The 285-nt window shown below is 61.4% G+C and carries 1 pseudogene; it reads right to left on the minus strand.

What is annotated here, in order from left to right:
• Positions 1-185, minus strand: a pseudogene (locus tag IEZ12_RS38920) (hypothetical protein); the annotation flags it as partial.
• Positions 186-285: the final 100 nt, after the last annotated feature.

The raw sequence follows: 285 nt of genomic DNA on the forward strand, positions 1-285 counted from the left end.
GACTCGAAGGCCTCGTCGGGCCCGTGATCCACGATTGCCGCCGCAGCTTCGTCGTCCGGCGCCACGAAGAACTTGATGATGATGCTCACCGGGGCATGCTGCCCGTTCAGCCGACCCTCGTCCACCCCGTCAGCCGGCTCGCGTGCAACCAGCCGAACCACCGTCATCACCGATCGAGTAACCATGATCACGATCTACAGGTGGAGTACTAGTGTCCTGAGTCTTTGATCCGTCGGCAGTATCCGGCGAGGGACTCGAGGATCTGGTCGGCTGTTTTGGTCCAGA

This window comes from Kitasatospora griseola (assembly GCF_014648555.1).
GTDB classification, from domain to species: domain Bacteria; phylum Actinomycetota; class Actinomycetes; order Streptomycetales; family Streptomycetaceae; genus Kitasatospora; species Kitasatospora griseola.